This window comes from Methylobacterium aerolatum, from assembly GCF_022179085.1.
Taxonomy (GTDB): domain Bacteria; phylum Pseudomonadota; class Alphaproteobacteria; order Rhizobiales; family Beijerinckiaceae; genus Methylobacterium; species Methylobacterium aerolatum.
Genome location: NZ_BPQE01000008.1, coordinates 34,486 through 48,493, shown reverse-complemented (window position 1 = coordinate 48,493; position 14,008 = coordinate 34,486). Strand labels below are relative to the sequence as shown.

Annotated in this window: 14 protein-coding genes; 9 read left to right on the top strand and 5 right to left on the bottom strand. The window is 72.9% G+C overall.

Annotated features, from left to right (window positions below; genetic code table 11):
* Window positions 1-98: 98 nt before the first annotated feature.
* From hisN to MFF06_RS05730, 4 genes are all read left to right on the top strand, one after another.
* Entirely contained in the window at window positions 99-887 is a 789-nt protein-coding gene (hisN, locus tag MFF06_RS05745; RefSeq protein WP_238202060.1) for a histidinol-phosphatase, read from the top strand.
* Between the two features lie 175 nt (window positions 888-1,062).
* Window positions 1,063-2,208 carry a hypothetical protein gene (locus MFF06_RS05740; protein ID WP_238202059.1) on the top strand — a complete coding sequence of 382 codons (1,146 nt, stop codon included), beginning with the start codon at window positions 1,063-1,065 and terminating at the stop codon, window positions 2,206-2,208.
* Between the two features lie 98 nt (window positions 2,209-2,306).
* Window positions 2,307-3,755 (top strand): YcjX family GTP-binding protein, encoded by a 1,449-nt coding sequence (locus MFF06_RS05735; RefSeq protein WP_238202058.1) that lies wholly within the window; start codon window positions 2,307-2,309, stop codon window positions 3,753-3,755.
* 133 nt (window positions 3,756-3,888) lie between these two features.
* On the top strand, window positions 3,889-4,911 hold the full coding sequence (locus MFF06_RS05730; RefSeq protein ID WP_238202057.1) for a YcjF family protein: 1,023 nt from the start codon (window positions 3,889-3,891) through the stop codon (window positions 4,909-4,911).
* Between the two features lie 132 nt (window positions 4,912-5,043).
* Here the strand turns inward: MFF06_RS05730 and MFF06_RS05725 are convergent, their stop codons facing one another.
* Entirely contained in the window at window positions 5,044-5,448 is a 405-nt protein-coding gene (locus MFF06_RS05725) for a PRC-barrel domain-containing protein (protein ID WP_238202056.1), read from the bottom strand.
* A 133-nt stretch (window positions 5,449-5,581) separates the two neighbouring features.
* The gene (locus MFF06_RS05720) at window positions 5,582-6,532 is read right to left on the bottom strand and encodes an RgsD C-terminal domain-containing protein (protein WP_238202055.1); all 951 of its coding nucleotides are present in this window, start codon (window positions 6,530-6,532) and stop codon (window positions 5,582-5,584) included.
* Between the two features lie 136 nt (window positions 6,533-6,668).
* Here MFF06_RS05720 and MFF06_RS05715 point away from each other — a divergent pair, with 136 nt between their 5' ends.
* The 4 genes from MFF06_RS05715 (at window position 6,669) to MFF06_RS05700 (ending at window position 10,864) form a co-directional block, all read left to right on the top strand.
* Complete coding sequence (locus tag MFF06_RS05715; protein ID WP_238202054.1) at window positions 6,669-7,232, top strand: nitroreductase family protein; 564 nt, start codon at window positions 6,669-6,671, stop codon at window positions 7,230-7,232.
* Between the two features lie 8 nt (window positions 7,233-7,240).
* A complete protein-coding gene (locus MFF06_RS05710; protein WP_238202053.1) occupies window positions 7,241-7,870 on the top strand; it encodes a flavin reductase family protein in 630 nt (209 codons plus the stop codon).
* 355 nt (window positions 7,871-8,225) lie between these two features.
* Complete coding sequence (locus tag MFF06_RS05705) at window positions 8,226-9,368, top strand: lytic transglycosylase domain-containing protein (protein ID WP_238202052.1); 1,143 nt, start codon at window positions 8,226-8,228, stop codon at window positions 9,366-9,368.
* Entirely contained in the window at window positions 9,365-10,864 is a 1,500-nt protein-coding gene (locus tag MFF06_RS05700; protein ID WP_238202051.1) for a DUF2336 domain-containing protein, read from the top strand. Before MFF06_RS05705 ends, MFF06_RS05700 begins: the two co-directional genes overlap by 4 nt.
* Window positions 10,865-10,916: 52 nt before the next feature.
* Here the strand turns inward: MFF06_RS05700 and MFF06_RS05695 are convergent, their stop codons facing one another.
* Window positions 10,917-11,294, bottom strand: a complete 378-nt coding sequence (locus tag MFF06_RS05695; protein WP_238202050.1) for a DUF6481 family protein — start codon at window positions 11,292-11,294, stop codon at window positions 10,917-10,919.
* Between the two features lie 75 nt (window positions 11,295-11,369).
* Window positions 11,370-11,579 (bottom strand): cold-shock protein, encoded by a 210-nt coding sequence (locus tag MFF06_RS05690; RefSeq protein ID WP_238202049.1) that lies wholly within the window; start codon window positions 11,577-11,579, stop codon window positions 11,370-11,372.
* Window positions 11,580-11,889: 310 nt separating this feature from the next.
* On the opposite strand from MFF06_RS05690, the gene MFF06_RS05685 reads away from it, so the two are divergent.
* Window positions 11,890-12,048 carry a hypothetical protein gene (locus MFF06_RS05685; protein ID WP_238202048.1) on the top strand — a complete coding sequence of 53 codons (159 nt, stop codon included), beginning with the start codon at window positions 11,890-11,892 and terminating at the stop codon, window positions 12,046-12,048.
* 15 nt (window positions 12,049-12,063) lie between these two features.
* Here the strand turns inward: MFF06_RS05685 and MFF06_RS05680 are convergent, their stop codons facing one another.
* Window positions 12,064-13,968, bottom strand: coding sequence for a glycoside hydrolase family 15 protein (locus MFF06_RS05680; RefSeq protein WP_238202047.1), 1,905 nt, complete (start codon window positions 13,966-13,968; stop codon window positions 12,064-12,066).
* Window positions 13,969-14,008: the final 40 nt, after the last annotated feature.

Here is a 14,008-nt window from a genome sequence, read left to right as displayed (position 1 = left end):
CCTCGCGCCCGCCCCATCGACGGGAGGGGACTTGACGCGGCGCCCACCGGATTGCCTTCGTCTCCCCGTCGGCTCGAGGCCGGACGGAGGGAAGTGCCATGAGCGTCGTCGAACTCGGCCGGTTCATGGACGATCTCGCGGAGGGGTCGGGCAAGGCGATCATGCCCTTCTTCCGGGCCCAGTTCTCCCTGGAGGACAAGGCGCGGGGCGGCTCGCCCTTCGATCCCGTCACCGAGGCCGACCGGGCGGCGGAGGTGGTGCTGCGGGCGATGATCGCCAAGGCGTTCCCCGGCCACGGCATCCTCGGCGAGGAGTTCGGCACGGAGCGCGGGGATGCGGAATGCGTCTGGGTGCTCGATCCGATCGACGGCACCCGCGCCTTCATCGCCGGCCTGCCCACCTGGGGCACCCTCATCGGGCTCACCCGCCACGGCGTGCCGGTGCGCGGGCTGATGCACCAGCCCTATCTCGGCGAGGTCTTCACCGGCGACGGACGCACCGCCCGCCTGCGCGGCCCGGCGGGCGAGCGCACCCTGCGCACGCGCCGCTGCGCCGACCTCTCCCAGGCGCTCCTCGCCACCACCGATCCCCGCCTGTTCGCGGCCGGCGAGGAGGCGGAGCGCTTCCGCGCCGTCGAGGAGCGCGTGCGCCTCTCCCGCTACGGGGCGGATTGCTACGCCTACTGCATGCTCGCCGCCGGGCAGATCGACCTCGTGATCGAGGCGGGGCTGAAGCCCTACGACATCTGCGCCCTGATCCCGATCATCGAGGGGGCGGGGGGCCGGGTCACGACCTGGGACGGCGGGTCCGCCGCCGGGGGAGGGCGGATCGTCGCCGCCGGGGATCCGCGGCTGCACGAGGCGGCGCTGCGTTTGCTGAATCCGTGAACGACCGCAACGCGGAGGAACCGCGACGCATCCCCCTCTCCCTCGTGGGGAGGGGCCAGGGGTGGGGGTGGTGCCGGATGAGGCTCTCCGGTGCCCTCTGCACGACCCCCACCCCTATCCCTCCCCGCAGGGAGGAGGGGGGAGATCGCTGCGCCGTCCGCGAAGGCCGCCCCCCGTGCTGCTGAGCGCCCTCGCGCTTGTGATGACCCTGACCACGGCGGCCGAGCAGCGCGCCGCCGCCCTCCTGCGTGCCCTGCCTCCGCTCCCGGCCGCCACCGCCCCCGCCGAGCCGCCGCGCTTCGACGCCCCGGGCCGGGCGGTGTCGAACTGGCATGGGGAGACCGCCGCCGGGCTGCGGCCCCGGGCGCTGGCCCTCACCGCGAGCCTCGCGAAGGATCCGCCCTACGTCGCCCGCTGCGTGCGGCTGAACAACGGCTGGTGCATCAAGTCGGCCAAGTGGCCGGGGGAGATCGGCGCGGACGGGGAGGGGCACACCGCCTTCGCGACGCTGGCCGACGGGGCGGATGCCGCCGCACATCTGCTGCGGCGCTACTACCGCGATTACGGACGCCGCAGCGCGCTGGCCATCGTCCGGCGCTGGGCGCCCTCCGAATGCCGGGTCGCCTCGCCGGGTGGCGGCGGGACCGCCGCGGCGGCTGTTCCGGCGGGGCTCGCGCCGAGGGGCATCGGCCGGACCCTGCGCGCCCGCTTCCTCGCCCGGCACCGGCCCGGCGGCGTGCCCCGCGTCGCCGCGGCCCGGAGCGGCCGGGCCGGAGCCCTGCGGATCCAGCCCTGGTCGCCCCTCGCCCGCTTGGCCGGGCGCCCGCGCGCACGGCCCGGCGCGCGGGCGATTCCGACCGTGAGCGCCCCGCGCCCGGTGGGCGACATCGCGGCGGGCCTCACGCCGTCCACCACGCAACCCGCAGCCAGGCCCCTGCGCGGCGCCGACGACCCGGCGGCCCTGCTCGACCGCCGCCGGGTGCCGAGCCCGGACCACATGGTCGCCGAATCGGCCCTCCTGCCGGCCATCGCGGCGGGGCTGCCCGTCCTCGACCTGCGCCTGCCCGCCCCCCTCTGTGCCGGGGACGAGACCCGCATCCGCGCCTATGCGGGGCGGATCGCCGCCAGCGTCGGCGTGAAGCCCGACGACGACCTCCACCTGTTCGGCCCGGACGGCGCGCCGCTGCCGAACCTCGCTTCCGTCATGCTGGCGATGTCGGCGGTGGAACTCGGGACGCTCCGGGCCTCGCCCGACCTCGTGGCGGGGGCGATCGGCCGGCTGGCGCAGGAGGGATCGGGGCAGGCTGCGAGCGCCCCCTGACATTCCCGCCGGCCCATGGCGGGCGTATCGGCCCCTTGCGCCCGCGCCTCCCCCGCGCCACCTCACGCCCGCCCCTCCCTTCCGGACGATCCCGGCCCGTGCCCCCACCCCTGACCGATTTCACCTCCCGCGCCGGCTCGGCCCTGCGTGCCTTCGCCGAGGCGTCCCAGGACCTGATCGTCCAGCCGACGCTCCGCCTCGGGGTGACGGGCCTCGCCCGCTCCGGCAAGACCGTGTTCACCACGGCGCTGATCCACCACCTCGTGGAGACCCATGCCCTGCCGGCCTTCTCCGTCGCGCAGGAGGGGCGGCTGCGCCGGGCGCGCCTCGTGCCCCAGCCCGACGACGACGTGCCTCGCTTCCCCTTCGAGGAGCATTTCGCGACGCTGACGCAGGCCCGGGCGTGGCCGCGCTCCACCGACCGGATCAGCCAGTTCCGCCTGGAGATCGCCTACGAGCGCGCCGCCGGCTGGCGCTCGGGCCCGGCCACCCTGATGCTCGACGTGGTGGACTATCCCGGCGAGTGGCTCCTCGACCTCGCCCTCATCGAGACGGACTACGTCGCGTGGTCGCGCTCGACCATCGCGGGCACGAGGCGGCCCGGCCGGGCCGCCGTCGCGGCGCCCTGGCTCGCCGCCCTCCAGGGCTTCGATCCGGCGGGGCCCCTCGACGAGGTGGTGGCCGAGCGGGCGAGCGACGCCTTCAAGACCTATCTCGCGGCCCTCCGGGCGGGACCCGAATCGGTGGCCACGACGCCGCCGGGGCGCTTCCTGATGCCCGGCGACCTCGCGGGCTCCCCGGCGCTCACCTTCGCCCCCCTCGACCGCCTGCCCGAGACCATCGCCCCCGACAGCCTCGCCGGGCTGATGCAGCGCCGCTTCGAGGCGTACAAGGCGAAGGTCGTGACCCCCTTCTTCCGCGACCACTTCCAGCGGGTGGACCGGCAGATCGTGCTGGTGGACGTCCTCTCGGCGGTCGATGCCGGGCCGACGGCGCTGGCCGAGCTGGAGGAGGCCCTCGACACGGTGCTGCTCAGCCTCAACATCGGCCGCAACTCCCTGCTCTCGCGGTTCTTCGCCCCCCGGGCCGACCGGGTGATGTTCGCCGCCACCAAGGCCGACCACCTGCACCAGACCAGCCACGACCGGCTCGACGCCCTCCTGCGCCTCCTCGTCTCGCGGGCCATGCGCCGGACGGAAGCGGCGGGCGCGCGCGTCGGGACGGTGGCGCTGGCCTCCGTCCGGGCGACCCGCGAGACCACGGTCCACGACGGCGGGGCGGTGCTGCGGGCGGTGGCGGGCACGCCGGAGGCCGGGGAGGTCGTCGGCGACGAGACCTTCGACGGATCGAGCGAGGCGGCCATCTTCCCCGGCGAGTTGCCCGAGCGGCCCGAGGCGGTGCTGGAGGGCGCGGTGGAGCCCGGCTCGCTGCGCTTCCCCCGCTTCCGGCCGCCGCTGATCCGCCCCGACCACCTCGGCCGCCCCGGCCACCTGCCGCAGATCCGGCTGGACCGGGCGATGCAGTTCCTGATCGGGGACCGGCTGTGAGCGCCACTTCCCTCCCGTCATCGCAAGCGCAGCGAAGCAATCCAGGGATGCGCCACGCTCCGAGACGTCCCGCTGCCCTGGATTGCTTCGCTGCGCTCGCAATGACGGATGGCGCTTGTATGGACCCCCACCCATGACCTCAGGCCAGAAGCCCCGCGCCTTCCGCCTCTCCCCGGAGCCACCCGCGGCTGCCGGCTTCGCGCCGCCGCCGGAGCGGGCCACGTCCACCCCGGTGATCGTGGAGGAGCCCTTCGAGATCGTCGATGCCGCCGACGGCGTGCCCGTGCCGGTGGCGCCGAGGCGGCGCTCGCCCTGGGGGGCGCTGTTCTGGTCGGCGGCGGGCGGGCTCGTCTCCCTCGGGGTCGGCCTGTCCATCGAGCGAATGATCACCGATCTGTTCCAGGCCGCGCCCTGGCTCGGCTGGGTCGCCCTCGCGCTCCTGGCCGTCGCCCTGGTGGCGCTGGCGGCGATCCTCGGCCGGGAACTCGCGGGCCTGCGCCGGGAGAAGCGGATCGAGCGCCTTCGCCAGTCGGCCATCGACGCCATCGCCGCCCGGGACCACAGCGCCGCCATGGGCGTCGTGAGGGAGGTCTCGGCCCTCTATGCCGACCGGGGGGCGCTGGCCTCCGCCCGGGCGCGCCTGGACGCCACGGCGGACGCCATCCTCGATGTGGACGACCGGATCGGGCTCGCCGAGCGCGAACTCCTCGCCGACCTCGACCGGCAGGCCCGCAACGCCGTCGCGACGGCGGCCAAGCAGGTCTCGGCGGTGACGGCGCTGAGCCCGCGGGCCATCGTGGACGTCGCCTTCGTGCTGTTCGCCGCCGTGCGGCTCCTGCGCCGGATCGCGGCGATCTACGGCGGGCGGCCGGGCTTCCTCGGCTTCCTGCGCCTCGCCCGCTCGGCGCTCGCGCATCTCACCGTGACGGGGGGCATGGCGGTGGGCGAAAGCATGATCCAGCAGGTGCTGGGGCTGGGCCTCGCCGCCCGCGTCTCGGCCAAGCTGGGGGAGGGCGTGCTGAACGGCCTGATGACCGCCCGCTTCGGCCTCGCGGCGCTGGCCGTTTGCCGCCCGCTCCCCTTCGTCCGGATCGAGCCGCCGAAGCTCTCGGACGTGGCGGGCGAACTGCTGCGCTCGGCGGAGAAGGAAGGGTAGGGCGAAGAGCGAATGGCGTTGTGTCGTGACGATCATGCGTCAACTTAAAACTATTCGCTATTCGCCACTCCCTTTTCGCCCAACTTCACGAGGGGGTCCAACGAGGCGATGCCCGTCGAACCCCCGAGACCCTTACCGCTTGAACTTGCCCTCGTACTTGAACTCCGGCGCGGACTTCAGCTGGTCCTTGCTGGCACCGATGATGGCCTTCCACTTCTTGGCGTCGGCGTCGTAGCCCAGCGCCACGGAGTCCGGCGAGACGACGACGTAGCGCTCGCCCATGCCAAGGAAGCCGCCGACGGAGACGATGTAGCCGGTGAGCTTCTGGTTCTCGAGCACGAGATCCTTGATCTCACCCACCGTGTTGTTCTCGGCATCGGTCATGTTGAGGCCGATGAGGTTGTAGCTCAGCACCGAGTCTTGCGGCACATTGACGAACTTCGGCGCCGAGGTCGGCGGAACCGCGTTCTTTTCGGCGGCCAGGGCGGGACCGGCAAGCATCGCGGCAGCGAGCGTGGCGAGGACGAGACGACGCATGAAAACCTCCAACCGCCCGAATCAGGCGGCGGGGAATGAGGAAGACGCGCGGTTCGTTCCGTCCCCTCCGTGAAATGTTAATTCGCGGAACATGGAACCAAACGGCCCGCTGCGGCGCGGGTTTCCCGGCCTCTCAATTGGGCTGGGTCGCGTCGGCCTTGGCCACGACCTCGATGTCGCGGTCGAGGCCGCTCTCCACCTTGAACTCGCGGCTGAAGACCTGTCCGTCGTGGCGGGCGATGAGGACATAATCGCCCTCCGCCAGCGTCACCTGCGGGAAGGCGCCGATCGCCTCGCGGATCGTGTCGCCGCCCGGCGTCAGGACAGAGAAGGCCGTGCCCGCGAAGGCTTCCGCCCCCGCCTGGGCGACGAGCTTCAGGGTGACGGTGGCGGCCCGGTGGTTCAGGGTCGCCTCGGTGATCTTGCCGTTCTCGACCTTCAGGTCGGCGCGCTGGATCGCATTGGATTCCCCATAGGTGGAGACCACGTGGTAGGTGCCCTCGGGCAGGCGCAGCAGGTCGCCGCTGTGGAGGTTGGAGCGCACCAGGCGGCCCTCCGAGTTGGTCCCCACCGGCACGAAGACCGAGAAGGTGACCTGATCCTGCGGGATCTTCACGTCGCCCACGGCGCCCGACAGGCGCAGGGCGCCGGCCGCCACCCGCAGGGTATCCGTGGCCGACTGGCCGCCCAGCACGATCCGCTTGGACGCGCTGGCGAAGCCGTAGGTGACGGTGGCGACGTAGGCCCCCGGCGGCAGGGTGAAGCGCGGTTCCGCCTCGGTGGAGCGCGCCACGATCGAGGGCCGGGCGCCCTCGCCCCGATCGTCGAGGATCCGCCACGTCAGGCCGTCCTGCAGGGGGACGCCCGGCCCCGCGAGCAAGGCCGACAGGGACAGTTGCGCGTCGGGCTCGGCGGGGGGCATGGCCGGCGGCAGGACCGGACTCGTCACGGAGGGCGTGAGCATCGGCGTGCCCGTGCCGGGCTGAACGAGGACGTTCTGCGCGAGCGCGAAGCCCGGCAGCAGCGCCGCCGCCCCGCAAAGCCCCGCCACCCGCCGCATCCTGCAACGCCAGACCGCGCTCATCCTCACCGAATCCTCGCTCGACGCCCCTCCTGTGCCGCCGGACCGTGGCGACCGCAAGGCGCGGCGCCCGCGCCCTTCCAAGCCGGGACCGCCCGTGCCACATCCCTGCGACGTCTTTTTCTCGCGGACGGGATGCATGACCGCCACCCTCGACCTCCTGCGGACCCGCCGCTCGGTGCCGCCGCCGCTCCTCGACGGGCCGGGGCCCTCGCGCGAGGAACTGGAGACCATCCTCGCGGCGGCCTCACGGGTGCCGGACCACGGCAAGCTCGCGCCCTGGCGCTTCCTCGTCATCCAGGGGGAGGCGCGCGCCCGCGTCGGCGAGATCATCGCCGCCACCTTCAGGGCCGACAACCCCGAGGCGAGCGGGGAGCGGCTGGAGCAGGAGCGCCGCCGCCTCGCCCACGCGCCGGTGGTGGTGGCCCTGGTCTCCCGGGCGGGACCGCATGTGAAGATCCCGGAATGGGAGCAGGTGCTTTCCGCCGGCGCCGCCGCCATGAACCTCGTCATCGCCGCCAACGCCATGGGCTACGCCACCTCCTGGCTCACCGAGTGGCACAGCTACGACCGCCGGGTGCTCGACGCGCTGGGCCTCGCGCCCCAGGAGCGGATGGCCGGGCACATCCATATCGGCCGCGCGCGGGAGGTGCCCTCCGACCGGCCGCGCCCGGCGCTCGCCGACATCGTGACCTACCTCTGAGGCCCCCCGTGCAGTACGACTTCGATCTCCCCCGGGACCGGCGCAGCCTGCCCCACAGCCCCCTGAAGGCCATCGTCGCCCCCCGGCCGATCGGCTGGATCAGCGCCATGGACAAGGCCGGGCGCCTGAACCTCGCGCCCTACTCGTTCTTCAACGCGGTGGGCGAGACGATGGTGGCCTTCTCCTCCACGGGCCGCAAGGACGCGATGACCTTCGCCGAGGAGGGCGGCGAGTTCGTGTGCAGCCTCGCCACCTGGGACCTGCGCGACGGCATGAATGACTCGTCCGCGCCCCTGCCGCGGGGCGAGAGCGAGTTCGCCTTCGCCAACCTGGAGACCGCGCCGTCCGCCAAGGTCCGCCCGCCCCGGGTGGCGGCCTCCCCCGCCGCCCTCGAATGCAGGTGGCTCCAGACCGTGCCGATCACCCCCCTCGACGGCGGCGAGGCGAAGGACTTCCTCGTGATCGGGCAGGTCGTCTCGATCTACGTGGACGAGCGGTTCGTCGCGGACGGGATGGTCGATACGGCGGCGATGCATCCAATCATGCGCGGCGGCTACTTCGACTACTTCCACATCACCCCCGATCAGCGCTTCACCATGCGGCGGCCGAAGGGTGCGGGAGAGTTCACGGGGTCGTAGGGGGCCGGCCAAAGGCCGGTTCGTCCCAATCGCCGGCCTCATCCTGAGGTGCCCGCGTGAGCGGGCCTCGAAGGAGCCCTCCAGACATCGCCGTGATCCATGAAGGCCTCCTTCGAGGCGGCGGCGTCGCACCTCAGGATGAGGGGGAGGGGTGGAGGAAATATCGTCCGGCCAAGCGTGCAGGGGCCGGCCGGGTCACTTGGCTTCCCGATACCCTTGAGGACCACACTCCCGGAACGGGATTTAGGCCGAATATTGCAACCTACGGTGCAGGTTAAGTCCCCGTCACTCTTACGACTTTGTTTACCATGGGCGGGGCAGGGTTACCGGGTCGTTCACCCGTGCCCGTGCCCGAATGTTCCTGTTCACCACGACGGCCGCCCCGCCGGAGCCTCCCGAACCGCCGGCGATCGTACGCCAGGCGCCGGCACCGGTCGTGCAGGCGATCCGCGACGGGGCGAGCGCCACCGGCGTCGGGTTCGACTATCTCCTCGCCACCGCCCGGCGGGAATCCTCCCTCGACCCCTCGGCCAAGGCCCCGACCTCCTCTGCCACGGGGCTGTTCCAGTTCATCGAGCAGACGTGGCTCGGCACGCTCAAGAGCGCCGGGCCGCAGCTCGGGCTCCAGGCCGAGGCGAACGCCATCGCCCGCCAGCCCGACGGCAGCTACACCGTCCCCGACACCGCCCAGCGACAGGCGATCCTCGACCTGCGGCGCGATCCGAAGGTCGCCTCGGTGCTGGCCGGGGCGCTGACCCAGAAGAACGCCCAGGCGCTGGAGGCGGCGCTCGGCCGCGAGCCGACGGCGGGAGACCTCTACGCCGCCCACGTCCTCGGCGCGAAGGGTGCCGCGAGCTTGATCGCCAACGCCAGAACCTTCCCCGAGCGCAGCGCCGCCCTCGACCTGCCCGAGGCGGCCGCCGCCAACCACGGCCTGTTCTACGACCGCAGCGGGCGGCCCAAGACCTCGGCTGAACTCTACGCGAGCCTGTCGGCCGCGGCGCAGTCCCAGACGGCGGCGGCCCCACCGGCCATCACGTCGCCCCTCTTGCGCCAGGACGGCGGCGGCCTGTCGGGCTCCGCGACCGCGACACCCGCCGCGCCGGTGACGGCGGCGGCCTTCGGCGGCGGCGGCGACCTGCGCAGCCTGTTCCAGACGGAGCGGCGCCCCGCCGCCACCGACGCCACCGCGCGCCTCCTGCAGAGCCGGGTCACCGCCTCCGCCCCGGCCCGCCCGGCGCTCTCGTATTTCCCCCGCTCGGACGACTCCGCCTCGACGGAGCGGCCCGTGCAGGTCGCCTCGGCGGATCCCGACGACGGCCCCGCGACGACGGGCTCCCTCGCCCTCCCCGCGACACCCGCCGGGCCGGCCCTCGTGCACGCGCCGCTGCCGCCCCGCCGCCCGGTGGAATTCGCGACGGCGCGCCTTTCGACCACGCTGTTCGACGCACCCCGGTTCGCCGCAGCCAGACCCGACGCGCTCAGGAGGGCTCCATGAGAGAGAGGCCGACGATCAAGGCGTCCATGATCATCCGCCAGTTCCTGGCCTCGACCGTGAACGCCCCTGCCGACCGCCGGGCCCAGGCCGCCGCGGCCCTCGCCCGCGCCTACCTCTACGGCACCCTCGACGAGGAGGCCGCCTGGGAGGCGAAGACGGCCCTGCTGACCCTGCTGGACGACCCCGCCCCCGTGGTGCGGCGGGCGCTGGCCGAGGCCTGCGCCGATTCCGCCCGGACGCCCCGGCCCCTCGTGGTGGCCCTGTCCTGCGATTCCTTCGAGGTGGCCGAGCCGATCCTCGCCCGCTCCCCCGTCCTCACCGAGGCCGACCTCGTGGAGGCCGCCGCCCTCGGGGAGGAGCTGGCCCGGCACGTGATCGCCCGGCGGCACCACCTCACCCCCGCCGTGTCGGGCGCCCTCGCGGAAATCGCCGACCTCGACACCCTGGTGGCACTGGCGGGCAATCCGACCGCCCGCATGACAGGGGGCCGCGTGCTGCGCATGATCGAGCGCTTCGGGCACGAGGCGTCCCTGCGCGAGGCGCTGCTGGCCCGGCACGACCTGCCGCCCGAGGCGCGCCACGCCATCGCCCTGGCCCTGACGCGCGCCCTCTCGCGCTTCGCCTTGGACCGGGGGTGGATCGGCGAGGCACGGTGCGAGCGGATGAACCGGGAGATCGCGGAGCGCGCGACCCTCGACGTCTGCGCCGATTCGGGCGCGGCGGCGACGGCGCGCCTCGTGAGATACCTGCGCGCCACCCGGCAGCTCAATGCGGGATTGATCCTCCGGGCGATCCTGTCGGGGCAGATCGAGTTCGCCTGCAACGCCTTCGCGGACCTGTCCGGCCTCGATCACGCCAGCGTCTCCCGGGCGATGCGCGATCCGCGGTCCTACGCCGCCCTGCACCGCAAGTCCGGCCTGCCGGACGCGCTGCTCCCGGCGGTGCAGGCCGTGCTGGCCGCGTGGTGGGAGACAGGCCGCCGGATGCCCGCCGGAACGGCCCGGGGGCCCGCCCTGTCCCGCCGGATGATCGCGCAGACCCTCGCCGTCTGCGAAGCTTCTGACAGCCCGGAGATCCGGACCGTGATCGCGCTGCTGACGCGCTTCGACACCGAGGCGGCGCGCGACGAGGCCCGCGAGGCGGCCCGGGCGATCCTGGCCGAGGCCACGGCCCGCGAGGCCGCTGAGCGGCAGCGACTGGCCGACGATGCGGCGTGGCGCGAGGCCCTGGCGGCCCAGCGCGACACCGCACCGGACCTGGAGACGACGGCGCCGACGGCGGCGGACGCCCGGCGCACCGATCCTGTCGGCGCGATCCTCGACGTCCTGCCGGGCCAGATCCTCGATTGGTTCCGCGCCGAGCGGGGCAAGCCCGCCGCCCCGGCGGTGCCGGAGACGGTGCTGGCCGATCTCGACGTGGCGCTCATGGCCGAATTCCGGGCGAGCCGCGGCCGCCCCGGCAAGTCCGCCGACGCAGACGTCGCCATCGCGGCCTGACGCCGACCAGGGTACCGGGCAGTCCCCGCGCGGCGGCGGGGACTGCCGCGGATCAGCGGCGCTGGGCCTTCGCCTTTGCCTTGTCCTTCCGGGCGAGGTAGCGCGCGTCGCGCTGGGCCTTCAGTTCGGCCTGGCGGGCCACCGCCTGCTCCTCCGCGGCCAGGCGCTCGGCGAGGAGGCGCTCCTCCGTCGCCTTCCGTTCGGCCTCCGCCTCGGCCTCCGCCCGCTCCCGGGCGATTCGCTGCTGTTCCGCCCGCTCGGCGGCACGGACCTCGCGGGCCTCGATGATGGCGCGGCGCTCGGCCTCGCGGGCGATCACCGCCGGATCGTCGGCGGCCGGACGGGCCCGGAAGCGGGCCAGCATGTCGGACCGGGCCTTCGCCGCGGCATCGAGTCGGTCGGTCAGGCCTTGGTTGTTGTGAAAGCTCACGTGATCTCCGGTCTCAGAAACGCAGAAGCCGCCCCGAAGCGGGGCGGCTCCATCATCGTCGTGGCCTCGCGCCGATCAGGCGGCGCGCAGCTGCCCGGCGGCCTGCTTGCCGCTGCGGCGGTCGGTCTCCAGCTCGTAGGACACGCGCTGGCCCTCGTTCAGGGTGCCGAGGCCAGCCCGCTCGACGGCGGAGATGTGGACGAACACGTCCTGGCCGCCATCCTCAGGCTGAATGAAGCCGAAGCCCTTGGTCGTGTTGAACCACTTCACGGTACCGGTCGCCATGGATAAAGTCTCGATCTTCGCAGGCATACAAAGAGAAAACGCCGCCGCGTTACCGCGAAGCGTCGGGTCAACCGATAGCGATGGGAGTGAGAGAACCGCCCTGCGAAGGAGTTACGGCCCAAAACATCCGGATACGTACCGATGACATTACCTTAGTCCCGGCTGGAAAATTTCGCAAGGGCGCCCGAAAAACAAGTCGATCGCCGGTAAACTTTCGAATTTTAATACTCGTATTATGCGGCCGCAGCGCGGTAAGAGAATGATCCGGCAGCGTCCTTTGCGCTCTCGGCACAGATCCGAGAGACACGCCATGGCCCGCACCCCGAATTTCGGCTCCTCGAAAACCGTCACCACCGAGGATTTCCAGGAGCGGCTGAAGCGCATCTTCGAGCGCAAGCCCGATCCCGCCATCCAGCCGGTGCGTCCCGCGCCGCGGGTGAACCGCAAGCCGCCCGCCTTCAAGGCGTGAGAAAGAGGGCGGCGCTCACTCCGCCGCCCTCGGCACCGGTTCGGCCCCGAGCCCGGACCGGTCCTCGGCCCGGTCCTCCGTCCCGGCCCCGCCGCAGAGGCCGAACCGGTCGATGGCCGCATCGAGCCGCAGGGCGGCGTTGATGAGGGCCATGTGGGAGAAGCCCTGCGGGGTGTTGCCCCGCTGCTCGCCGGTGGCGGGGTCGATCTCCTCGGCGAAGAGCCCGACATCGTTGCCCCGGGCGACCATCCGCTCGAAGGCCGCCTTGGCCTCCGCGGTCCGCCCGTCGAGGGCGAGGCAGCCGATCCGCCAGAAGGCGCAGGCGGTGAAGGCCCCTTCCTCGCCCTCGAACCCGTCTTCCATCCGATAGCGGTAGATCAGGTCGCCCGCACCGAGGTCGCGCTCGATGGCGGCGAGGGTGGAGCGCAGGCGCGGATCGGCGGGATCGACGGCGCCGAACAGGGCGGCCCGCAGCACCGCCGCGTCGAGGTGGTGGGAGCCGTAGGCGCCGGTGAAGGCGCCGTGCTCCTCGCTCCAGCCCTTGTCGAGGTACTCGGCGCGGACTTCGGCGGCAGCCTGCTCCCACGAGGCGATCGTCTCCCCGGAGATCCCCTCGATCCGGCGTGCGATGCGCGCGGCGTTGGTGAGGGCCACCCAGATCATCGCCTTGGTGTGGAACTGCTGGCGCGGCCCGGTGCGCAGTTCCCAGATGCCGTTGTCGGCGTCGTTCCGGTGGCGCAGCGCCCGCTCCGTGAGGTTGTGCAGCACCGTCGGCAGGCGGTCGTTCACCCTCTCGGGCGGATCGTAGTCCACGGCCTCCAGGAAGACGCACAGGGCGTGCATCAACTCCCCGTAGATGTCGTGCTGGTCCTGGGTCTCGGCGGCGTTGCCGATCAGAACCGGGCCAGTCCCGCTCCAGCCGGCGAGGTGGGTGAGGGCCTCCTCGGGGGGGATGTCGTCGCAGACGCCGTACATCAGGCGGGTCTCGCGGCCGAAGGTCGGGTCCCGCTCCCGCAGGAAGCGCAGGAATTCGGACGCCTCGCGGACGTAGCCGAGCATCACGAAGGCCGTCACCGTGAAGGCGGCGTCCCGCATCCAGGTGAACCGGTAATCGAAGTTGCGGTTGCCCGGCACCGCCTCGGGCAGGCCGGCGGTGGCCGCCGCGACGATGCCGCCGGAGGGCGAATAGGTGAGGAGCTTCAGGCACAGCGCCGAGCGCAGCACCGCATCCCGGTAGGGGCCGCGATAGGTGCAGCGCCCGCTCCAGCGCCGCCAGTACGCCTCGGTGGTCGCGATCCGCCGCTCCGCGCCGGCCAGATCCTCGATCGCGGCGCCCTCGGTGTCCTCGCCGTGGGTCAGGACGAGGTAGGCGGTCTGCCCGGCCTCCAGGCGGAAGGCCACGGTCGCGGTCTCCCCCTCGATCTCGGGGCAAGTCGCCGCGTTGACCCGCAGCCGCCAATCCCCCGCCTCGAACAGCACGGAGCAGGCCGCCGCCACCGGCACGCAGGCCCGGCGGGCGTAATCGAAGGTCGGGCGGACGGTGAAGCGCCCCTCGACGAGGCCCTCCTCGCAGGTCAGCAGGCGGACGAGGCGGCTCTCACCCTCGCCGTCGGGTCCCTCGTCGGGCTCGGGGGAGGGCGGGTTCACCGGCATCGCGTCGGTGAGCACGGCGCGGCCGGTGCGGGTGACGAAGGTGGTCTCGAGGATGTTGGTCTCGGGCCGGTAGCGGCGGCGCGTGTCCGTCAGGCCCTCGCACCGGATCGCGCAGGAGCCGCCCTTGTCGTCGTCGAGGAGCTTGAGGAACAGGGCAGGCGAATCGTGGCGCGGCCAGCACAGCCAGTCGATCGAGCCGTCGCGGGCGATCAGGGCGCAGGAATGGGTATCGCCGACGATGGCGTAGTCGCTGATGGGCTTTGACACGAGACTTCCGGTTGCGGCCACGGCACGGGCCGGGCGATCC

Coding starts and splice junctions, on each gene's coding strand:
- hisN (WP_238202060.1), top strand. CDS start 99: ATGAGCGTCGTCGAACTCGGCCGGTTCATGGACGATCTCGCGGAGGGG.
- MFF06_RS05730 (WP_238202057.1), top strand. CDS start 3,889: ATGACCTCAGGCCAGAAGCCCCGCGCCTTCCGCCTCTCCCCGGAGCCA.
- MFF06_RS05725 (WP_238202056.1), bottom strand. CDS start 5,448: ATGCGTCGTCTCGTCCTCGCCACGCTCGCTGCCGCGATGCTTGCCGGT.
- MFF06_RS05720 (WP_238202055.1), bottom strand. CDS start 6,532: ATGAGCGCGGTCTGGCGTTGCAGGATGCGGCGGGTGGCGGGGCTTTGC.
- MFF06_RS05715 (WP_238202054.1), top strand. CDS start 6,669: ATGACCGCCACCCTCGACCTCCTGCGGACCCGCCGCTCGGTGCCGCCG.
- MFF06_RS05705 (WP_238202052.1), top strand. CDS start 8,226: ATGTTCCTGTTCACCACGACGGCCGCCCCGCCGGAGCCTCCCGAACCG.
- MFF06_RS05700 (WP_238202051.1), top strand. CDS start 9,365: ATGAGAGAGAGGCCGACGATCAAGGCGTCCATGATCATCCGCCAGTTC.
- MFF06_RS05690 (WP_238202049.1), bottom strand. CDS start 11,579: ATGGCGACCGGTACCGTGAAGTGGTTCAACACGACCAAGGGCTTCGGC.
- MFF06_RS05685 (WP_238202048.1), top strand. CDS start 11,890: ATGGCCCGCACCCCGAATTTCGGCTCCTCGAAAACCGTCACCACCGAG.